We start from the raw sequence: 9238 nt of genomic DNA, 5'->3' as shown, positions 1-9238 counted from the left end.
CAGTAAGTTTATTTCGCTACGGTTTGGACTATGTTCAAATGGCTATTCTACGTTTGATTGGTTTTGGAAAAAAAGAAGAATTTAAGAAAGTGCTAGCAATTTTAAGAAAGAAAAAGCCTGATAGGACAAGGGCCCTATGAAATTTGTCGTGTACAAAGAAAAACAGGTTTAAAACCTTGTGGAATCGCTTCGTATTTTTTTAGATCTTGTTGTGGTTGGTATGGTGTTTTGGTTTGATAATATTTTGATGAGGTATTTTGTTCCGGGCTAGACTGTGATTGTTGCTCATTATTATCACATGCTGCCAATAAGATACTTGCACATAACAGACTGCTTTTCAATAATATATTCATAATGAATTTGCTTATCGTTTAAGAAATGACATGTATCATAGGCAGTAGTAATGACAGTTCGATTACAATTTTATGGCAGTGTGTGATGATCGAAAAATCTCTTATTACTTATTTATCAATGTTTTTCTTCAAAATACATCTCATCTAATCTTTTAGAGCATTCAAGTTGATAGAGCTTGCCCAGTTCAGCAGGCATTTTTAATAAATCATCTAAGTTTTGTTGGCGTGCTAAACAGGTAAGTAATTTGATGACGCCACCATGTGTAATGACTAAAGCCTTTTGCCCATTTTGTTCTTGTATTTGAGTATAAATCTGCTCAAAACCAATGAAAATTCTTTGTTGAAACTGGGTTAAAGATTCACCATTCGGCGCATGATATTGAGTCGGAAATTGCCAAAAATTTGCTAATCGCTCAGGTTCAGCTTCATAAATTACTTGGGTGGAAATACCCTCCCAATCACCAAAATACATTTCTTTGATATGCTCATTGACCCGCATTGGCAATCCGAGCTGATCTGCCAAATGCTCTGCAAAGCGACGACAACGCCGCAAAGGTGAACTGATAATCACATCCCAATCCACTGGAGTAGTGATGTACTGCTGAATGGTTGATTGCATTTGCAACCAACCCTGTTCAGTCAAATCATCATCCAAGTGCCCACGTAGCGTATGGCTTAAAGTCGTTTCACCATGTCGCAGTAAATCAATCTGCAACTTTGTGACCTGTTACAGCAGCTTCAGCAAATGTTGCCATTTGATTATGTAAGACACAGGCAAGCTGAATCATAGATAATGCCGCACCAGCACCACTGCCTTCCCCTAAACGTAAATTCATTGCTAAGATTGGTTGGGCATCCAATTCTTTTAGAACACGCTGATGACCATATTCCGCTGATTGATGTCCAAAAAGCATCCACTCACGGCTTTGTGGTTGAATACGTACTGCACATAAAGCTGCGACCGAACTAATAAAGCCATCGACGATAATAGGTAAACCAATTTGCGCACATCGTAAATAAGCCCCTGTGATTGCAGCGATTTCCAAACCACCTACAGCAGCCAAAATTTTTAATGCATCATTGGCCACATTTGCTCTATGAAGCTTTACTGCTTGATCAATCACTTTTATTTTATGTTGTAATTGCTCAATATTAATTCCTGTTCCTAAACCTGTAACTTGCTGGGCTGATTCGCTCAGCAACAAACAAGCAAGTGCTGAAGCTGAACAGGTATTGCCAATTCCCATTTCACCTGCAATAAAAATATCCGCATCTTTCGCCTTAGCAAGATCGGCGCTATTTTTACCCAGCTCTAACGCTGCTAAACACTCTCTGTTGGTCATCGCAGCTTGCTCTACAAAATTAGCAGTGCCAGCACGAATAGTATGGCATTCAACGCCAACATAATTGTAACTATCGCCTACTGTCCCACAATCAATCACTTGTAAATGGGCATGATGATGTTTAGCAATTACACTAATTGCTGCACCACCCGAAGCAAAGTTTTGCAACATTTGACGAGTTACTGCTTGAGGATAGGCTGAAACATTTTCTGCTACAACACCATGATCACCAGCAAAAATAGTAATCCAAGGTTTGTTAATTTTAGGGAAAACTGTTCTTTGTAAAGCAGATAAATTAATCGCAATTTGCTCTAAATCACCTAATGCGCCTGTTGGTTTGGTCAATTGAAGTTGACGTTGCTCAGCTTGTTGTTTTACATCTAGATCAGGTTGTTGTACTGCGGCTAAAAACCATTGCGCTTGTTGAGTCATATTATTTCTCATCTTTTAAAATCATTGGGAAACCAGCCACACAGAACACCACTTTATTTGCTAATTGCCCTAAAGCTTGATGTAACCGTCCCGCTTCATCCACAAAACGACGGCTAATTTCACCCATAGGAACGACACCCAGTCCAGTTTCGTTACTCACTAAAATAATATGTGATTTGAGTTGGGGTAATAGGTTTAAAAATTTGTCTGTTTGCTGCTGTTGTAATTCAGCATGATCGGATAACAATAAATTGGTGAGCCATAAGGTCAAACAATCCACCAAGATCACTTGATTATCTTGATCTAATTGCAACAGCTGATCCGCAAGAAAAATAGGTTCTTCACACAATTGCCAATCATCAGGACGTTGTTGTTGATGATGCGCAATACGCTGCTGCATTTCAGTATCTAAGGCCTGCGCCGTTGCAATATAAATGACCGATAAACCTGTCTCTTTGGCTGTTTGTTCTGCCAAACGACTTTTACCTGAGCGCGCCCCACCTAAAATTAGTTGCAACATGTCTAACCTAGTTCAATTTGCCGATAAGGATATAGGAATCCTTGTAAAATCTGTGCTTTATAATAACCAAAAGTCAGTTTTTTGACCTCAATATTTATAGTTTTTACCGAAAGTTGTTGCATCCGCTCAAGTACAATATCACTCAGCCAAGCTTCACGATACAAGCCTAAAGTAATATGCGGACAATATTCGAGTGCTGCAATTTCCTCAGATACTTGAGCAAATTGTTGACGAATTAGTTCTAGTACGCCCTGATGATCTTTAATCTGTAGAAACAAAGCACTACTAAAGCTATCGATCTGTATGATTTCAAGCTCAAAAGGTTTGAGCTGTAATGCTTCAATCAGCTTGATCTGCTGCTGTAATTGTTGAATCTGAAAATCGTCATCGTACTGATGAGCTGAAGGTTGTAAGAAACCACAAACAAATAAAGTAATGTGATATTGGCGTTGCTGTGTAGCAAGTAATAGATCAGAAAACTGTGTTTGAATTTCATCTAAATATTGAATCAATTCAGGTTGATCAATCTCAATATACCAAAGCCCATAATCTGAACGGCCCTTGTGCCATTCGGGATAATCACGTATTTCGGTCGCAATCAGCTGGGTGTCTGCTTGTAATAACACAACTTTAGCATTCTGTTTAAAGTTATGTTATTCAAACATAAACCTAGATCGAAGTTAAGCTGCTTTACACTATAATCACTAATGCCTAAGCGGTTAAAGGTTTGAATTCCTCAGATTGTTGTGACAGGAATACTTCATCCTTGAGCTCTGTCTGAATCCCTTGATAGAGCTGGTTTAATAAGGCTTTCTTCTGATTTTCAGTAATGTCCATATGTTCGATATTGCTCTGGACATGCTTTACAATCTTAATCTCGTCCAGCCCAAGCATTTTTAGTGCATAGGCATAGCCATAAATTGCACCTTGCATTAACTTCTGATAAGGAAGTTGTTGCTGTACATGAGATTCTAAACTACCTAAAACACGCTCATTCAAATTGAGTTTTCTAAGCGGATCATGAGCTACACGTTCACATGGATATTTATAAGCAGATCGACATGAGTTTAAAAAACTCTCAGCCATTCGATCCAATTGCTTTTTTTGATTTGGGATTAAATTAGCTAAACCTAATTTAACCTCATCAACCAGTCTTTCAGCATATTGTCGAACTGCTAAATCAGCCATCGCAATACCAATCGTCTCATACCCATTTAAACTGGCATACCAAGCAAGCATCGCATGACAGCCATTCCACAAACGATTTTTAATGATTTGAATCTCAGAAATCTGATCCACCAAAATCATTTGACGCATTTTGCCCAACAATGGGCTGCGATTTTCCACATAAATCGGCATATCCATTTCACTATGGAATAGGATCAGATCCATATTTTGTAAGAATTGCCCTGTTTGAAACTGCCCACGCATGTCTTCTAAACAATGGGTAATCTGCTGTTCTTGCTTTACAGTCAGAGCAGTTTCCTCTGAAAGTTCAATCGTTTCTGGATTGAGATCATTTTGATATTGTTTGAACAGATTATGCTTAATATTGAGCTGACGATATAAGGCCTGATCCGTCAGTTTTGACACCATTCGATTGACCACAGTATCGCAAAAATAATGTTCACTTAAAATATGTTCTGCAATATCTTCATTCGTCATGGAAAGTAAGGCTTCACGGATATGTTTTAAGACCAAATACTTTGCACACACTTTATTGAGAATAATCAAAAAGGTAATGGGCTCATTATTGTCCGCATCTGCTGACATAAAACGGGCCAATAGTCCCTTCGCAATCGTTTTCGCCTCGGACTCAATCGCTTGTTCTGGTAAACACAGTGCAATCAGGCTAGATAGCATATACATCTCTAACATCTGCTGTTCATTGTCAGCATCAATCACAGTCAGATTATCAATACGCTCATCATAACAAGACTGACCATATCGAATACTATAGCTACCAAAACTGTTCACTGATTCTAAATATAAGCGATTTCGGGTTGATGCCAGAATGCGTTTTGGGCGTGTGTAACCATCCCAATAGGACAAAATCTGTGCCACATATCCCCCACCAATAGCACCAAAGCCATGAATCCCAACAGTCAATTGATTGACACTTTGCGGAAATAATTCTTGTAATTGTGGCATACCTATTTCAGGGATATATTGATCCAAAGCATTCAGGCACTCATACATGTCCTGATAGTAAAAATTTGCTTTAGAAAGCATCTGATCATTGGGTTCTTTAATATCTTTGAATAAAATCGTAATTCCGCCTGCATCATAGGCTGAACAAATACCATTCTCCGAGTCTTCAAACATTAAACATTGTTGCGGTTGTAGATTGAGTTTCTGTGCCGCTTTTAAAAATATTTCTGGATGCGGTTTGCCTTTTTCAACTTCATCACCACAGACCAATAGATCAAAAAATTTGTAGACATTGGCATTAATTAAATATTCTTCTGCAATTGCTCGACGACTTGAAGTCGCAACGGCCATTTTTAGACCAGACTTTCTTAAACGTTCTAAAACTTGAATTAGTCCTTTTTTAATCGGCACACCATTTTTACGTACAGACTCTAATTCAACCTCATCCGCACGGTTACAGATAGCAGTATAAGGAACATCTGTACCATAAAACTTTTGTGCCAGCTGCTCAGATGCTTTGGCACTTAACCCTAGACACTGCATCAAATATTCATCTGAAAATTCCTGTCCAATCAGCTCTTTTGATGCCTGTTTCAATGTCTGGAAGCGTAAACGCTCGGTATCAAACATTGTTCCATCCATGTCAAAAAGTGCTCCTTGAACAGGATAATCATGAAAAATCAGCATTGTTACTCCTCTGTTTTGTTATACTTTTTATAGAGTAACTAAAAAATAGGCTTAAAATTCAGATAGTAAACAAATGAAATAAATCTGATTAAAAAATAAACATAAAGACGACTCATAACAGCAATATATGACTGAAACAGTCGGAATACTTGCATTATGAGGAAAAAGATGAGTCATTTTTAGTCAAAATTCCTTTTATTCATCAAGTAGCAATGCAGTTTCACCCTCTTTTCGAATCAATATCCAACTAAAATAAAGACCAATCGATAGGGTTAAGAACAGTAATAAATAGAATGGGAAATGGGTATTAAAACGGTACAGGAATGTACTGAGTAAGGGGCCAACAATTAAACCCAATGCCTGTGTCGCAGTACAAAAACTTGCCATTTTAACCTGTGATTGCTGAGATACGGCTTGAGCAGCGCCTGTGGTAAATGCAGGTAATAAGCACGCCACAGAAATACCATAAAAAATATAACTTGCCTGAAACACAAAAATTGTAGGTGCGTAGAGTGAAAGTAATAGACCAAAACACATGGTGACTAAACCAATAATCACCAAACTATTTAATTTGAGTTTAAACACTTTCACAATTAAAAGTTGTGTCAGCACCAAACAAACACCGACAACCAACATGCATTGAGAAAAATAAACTGCACTCTGTTGGCTTCTGAGATAAAACTTATCCTGAATATAAAAACCTGCCGTCATATTTAAAGTCACAATTGCAACATAAGTGACAAAACCTAGAGTTAACCAGATCAGACTTTGCTTCAGAATTGGCTCATTCGCTCGTGCATTATCTTTATCTTGTTGCGGATTGAATGACTCAGCCTGAACTTGCGGACTTTTACTAAACAGGATGCCGAGTGCAATACTGACTAAGCCAAGTAAAGCCACAGCAATCCACATTGGGAAAAGCAAACCACCAAACAATAAAACTGAGGTTGCAAACGGGCCGATAATCATCCCAAAACTATTCATCGCACCAAACATCGCCATTTGTTTGCTACGATCAGCGGCTTCACTCGCATGTGTCATTACATAGCTTTGCAGGCCAATTTGCGGTAAAGCCATAAAAATGCCTGTAGAAGCACGACTCAATACCAGTAAGATAAAAATGAATAACGTGGGTAAAATCGCATGTGTTCCAAAATACAGAATCAAGGTGAAAATAGCCCAAGTAAAGGTCATTCCCCAAAAACCATAATTGACGAGTTGGTTGGGAGATAGCTGATTTTTCTTTTTCGCAATCCAGATCGAGGCAATTGCCATACAGATTGCCCCTGCTGAAACAATCACACCACCTTGGAATTCAGATAAATGTAATTGTCGTGTCAATGGGGCAAGTAAAGGGAGAATCATGGAAAAACAAGTTCCATTGATCAAAGCAGCTAGCGCTAAAAACTTTAAATTATTGTTCATCATGAAAATCATCAAAAGAAAAGGCATCTAAAACAGATGCCTTTTTGATTAGATTAGTATTTGAGGGTATAACTCAAACCATAAGTACGACCTTGTGCAGCTAGACTAGAAATATCGCCATACACAGTCGAAACTGCTTGGCTATATACAGACTTATAATCAGTATTCCAAACGTTATAAACACCAAATCCTAATGTACCCGGACCGGCTTTCGCATTGACAATCACATCCATCACTGCAAAACCTTTAATTTCTGCTGGTGGACGGCTTCCATACTTAATTGCATCTTTACACGCTTTATCCGTACCCCCAACAGCCAGAGTTTGAACGCGTAAACCTAGACCATCATTAAATTGCCAATCTGAATATACGGTACCTTTTAAGGGTGCTACACGAATCGCATCTAACTCTTGCCATTTTCCATTTGTATTTTTAAATTGACCACGTGTATAAGCTAAAGTACCACCGACATTCCATGCATCAGTCACCGCATACTTCACATTGCCTTCTAGGCCATAAACACGTTCATCGGTATCAATCACTTCGATTGCAAAGTTTGGTGGACCAAATTTCAAAGATTTATCCGACTTGTTATAGAACGCCGTAAGCCCTGTGGTTAACGCATTGTCTTGTAGACGCCAACCTAGCTCAAAACTATTCACTTTAATTGGATCAATGGTTTGATTGCTTACAACAAAGTTTGCTGGAACGTCTCTGAGCATACGTTGTACGTCTGGTAAGTTTGCACCTTGAGAGAAATTGGCAAAGACTTGTTGAGCATCTGTTAAATGATAAACTGCGCCTAAGTTAAATAAAGTTGCATCATGCTTGACCGAACCACCATTTAAAGTTTTAGGACTATATCCTGAGACGAAGTCTGCAACCATCGCTTCAGAATAAGGAACAGAATCCTGCACTTGGCTATCAATTCGTTCATGGCGCACGCCTGCTTGTAGGTTTAAGTGATCAGTGACTTCAAATTGACTCTGTAAGAAGAAACCAAGCTTCTCAGTATCTACATCTGGACCAAAAGCATAATTATTTAAAGGCTTAAACTTTAGACCATTACTACTGATAAAAGTATTTAGATCATAAAGTTGTGCTGTTTGTTTGCCATTTTCCTTATCGTAATCCACACCATAAGTTAGATTTAATGCACGTTCTGCCAGATTGAGCTTACTTTGAAGTGCTAAACGAGCACCAAAAACATCAATATCTGTTTCTGATTGGGTAACAATAAATGTTCTTCCACCTGGAATGGATGCATGTGCTAAAGCATTTGCACTTGGGAAGAATCGCCCTTTTTCAGTACGATAATAGGCCTCTGCATTTAAAGTCTGACCAAGAAAATCCTGATTTTCATATTGTGCATTTACTGCACTGCGCTTAGTACGTGGTTGAGTATCAAGCTCTAAACCTTTCACCGCTTTTTGACTAGGTTTTGCGCCTCGAAGTAAAACAGATAAGCCTGGACCATAATCAGCGCCATATTCACTGTCCTGCTCATCATTATAGTATTGCGCACCGATACTTAATTTTTGCTTATCTGCCAACTGCCAGTTTAAACGACCATTCACATCTACAGTTTCAGTATCTTGACGATCTGTTTGTGCAACTTCTGGACCTACACGATCACCGTGACTATCTTGAATTTCACCGCGTTGTGTATAGCTAGCACCTATAAAACCACTCCAATCCCCTTGGTTAAATGATGCAGACTGAAACGCTTCATAAGCTAAAGCATCACTTTTGAAATTATCACCTGAAGTTATACCGAGTTTGGTTTCAAAATTTACACCATCACCCGAACCTCTTTTGGTGATGATATTGATGATCCCACCTGTAGCACCTGCACCATAAATACTACTTGCACCTGACACGACTTCAACACGTTCGATCATGTCTGGGCTAATGCTATTTAATTGGCGTGAACTATCGCGTGAGCCCGTTTGCGGAACACCATCAATCATATATTGCACTGTACGACCACGCATGGTCATCCCATAGTTACTGGTCGTACCTGAACTTGGTGTTAAAGATGGAACCAACAGTCCTAAAATATCTGCGGTACTTTTACCAGCAGCAGCTTGTTTTGCAATGTCTTCTTGGCTAATACTGTAAACAGTTCCCGCAATCTCAGCGATACTTTGAGCTGAGCGAGTTGCTGTCATAACAATTGGTGCCAGTTGAGTTGGCATCTCAGCCTCAACCGTTGCACTTTGATTTACGGTTGAAGTCTGCTCGACATTTTGAGCATAAAGTTGCGTACTGATCGCCAAGCTGAGCAGTGTTAATGATGTCGAAAGTGAACGAACTTTCATAAATGA

7 protein-coding genes and 2 pseudogenes are annotated in these 9238 nt (G+C 38.9%); 1 reads left to right on the top strand and 8 read right to left on the bottom strand.

Features of this window, described 5'->3' with window-relative positions; all coding sequences use genetic code 11:
* A pseudogene (locus tag CDG56_RS12265) lies at window positions 1-140 on the top strand (IS4 family transposase); the annotation flags it as partial.
* An 18-nt stretch (window positions 141-158) separates the two neighbouring features.
* Here CDG56_RS12265 and CDG56_RS12260 read toward each other — a convergent pair.
* From CDG56_RS12260 to CDG56_RS12225, 8 genes and pseudogenes are all read right to left on the bottom strand, one after another.
* Window positions 159-353, bottom strand: a pseudogene (locus tag CDG56_RS12260) (histidine-type phosphatase); the annotation flags it as partial.
* 115 nt (window positions 354-468) lie between these two features.
* Window positions 469-1068 carry a histidine phosphatase family protein gene (locus tag CDG56_RS12255; protein WP_087548028.1) on the bottom strand — a complete coding sequence of 200 codons (600 nt, stop codon included), beginning with the start codon at window positions 1066-1068 and terminating at the stop codon, window positions 469-471.
* Entirely contained in the window at window positions 1058-2128 is a 1071-nt protein-coding gene (gene cobT / locus CDG56_RS12250; RefSeq protein WP_087548027.1) for a nicotinate-nucleotide--dimethylbenzimidazole phosphoribosyltransferase, read from the bottom strand. Before cobT ends, CDG56_RS12255 begins: the two co-directional genes overlap by 11 nt.
* Before the next feature lies 1 nt (window position 2129).
* Window positions 2130-2648, bottom strand: coding sequence for a bifunctional adenosylcobinamide kinase/adenosylcobinamide-phosphate guanylyltransferase (gene cobU, locus CDG56_RS12245; protein ID WP_005160251.1), 519 nt, complete (start codon window positions 2646-2648; stop codon window positions 2130-2132).
* 2 nt (window positions 2649-2650) lie between these two features.
* Entirely contained in the window at window positions 2651-3274 is a 624-nt protein-coding gene (locus tag CDG56_RS12240) for a 2'-5' RNA ligase family protein (protein ID WP_087548026.1), read from the bottom strand.
* An 85-nt stretch (window positions 3275-3359) separates the two neighbouring features.
* Entirely contained in the window at window positions 3360-5486 is a 2127-nt protein-coding gene (mtlD, locus tag CDG56_RS12235) for a bifunctional mannitol-1-phosphate dehydrogenase/phosphatase (protein WP_087548025.1), read from the bottom strand.
* Between the two features lie 195 nt (window positions 5487-5681).
* Window positions 5682-6938, bottom strand: coding sequence for an MFS transporter (locus CDG56_RS12230; protein WP_087548024.1), 1257 nt, complete (start codon window positions 6936-6938; stop codon window positions 5682-5684).
* Between the two features lie 26 nt (window positions 6939-6964).
* The gene (locus CDG56_RS12225; protein WP_087548023.1) at window positions 6965-9232 is read right to left on the bottom strand and encodes a TonB-dependent receptor; all 2268 of its coding nucleotides are present in this window, start codon (window positions 9230-9232) and stop codon (window positions 6965-6967) included.
* Between the last annotated feature and the right edge of the window lie 6 nt (window positions 9233-9238).

The organism is Acinetobacter sp. WCHA39 (assembly GCF_002165385.1).
Classification (GTDB): Bacteria; Pseudomonadota; Gammaproteobacteria; order Pseudomonadales; family Moraxellaceae; genus Acinetobacter.
The sequence above is the reverse complement of the archived record's forward strand: the minus strand, read 5'-3'. Positions and strand labels throughout refer to the sequence as shown.

Bases quoted from the DNA above. Each gene is read 5' to 3' on its own strand.
- cobT (WP_087548027.1), bottom strand. From the start codon at position 2,128: ATGACTCAACAAGCGCAATGGTTTTTAGCCGCAGTACAACAACCTGAT.
- cobU (WP_005160251.1), bottom strand. From the start codon at position 2,648: ATGTTGCAACTAATTTTAGGTGGGGCGCGCTCAGGTAAAAGTCGTTTG.
- mtlD (WP_087548025.1), bottom strand. From the start codon at position 5,486: ATGCTGATTTTTCATGATTATCCTGTTCAAGGAGCACTTTTTGACATG.
- CDG56_RS12230 (WP_087548024.1), bottom strand. From the start codon at position 6,938: ATGCCTTTTCTTTTGATGATTTTCATGATGAACAATAATTTAAAGTTT.
- CDG56_RS12225 (WP_087548023.1), bottom strand. From the start codon at position 9,232: ATGAAAGTTCGTTCACTTTCGACATCATTAACACTGCTCAGCTTGGCG.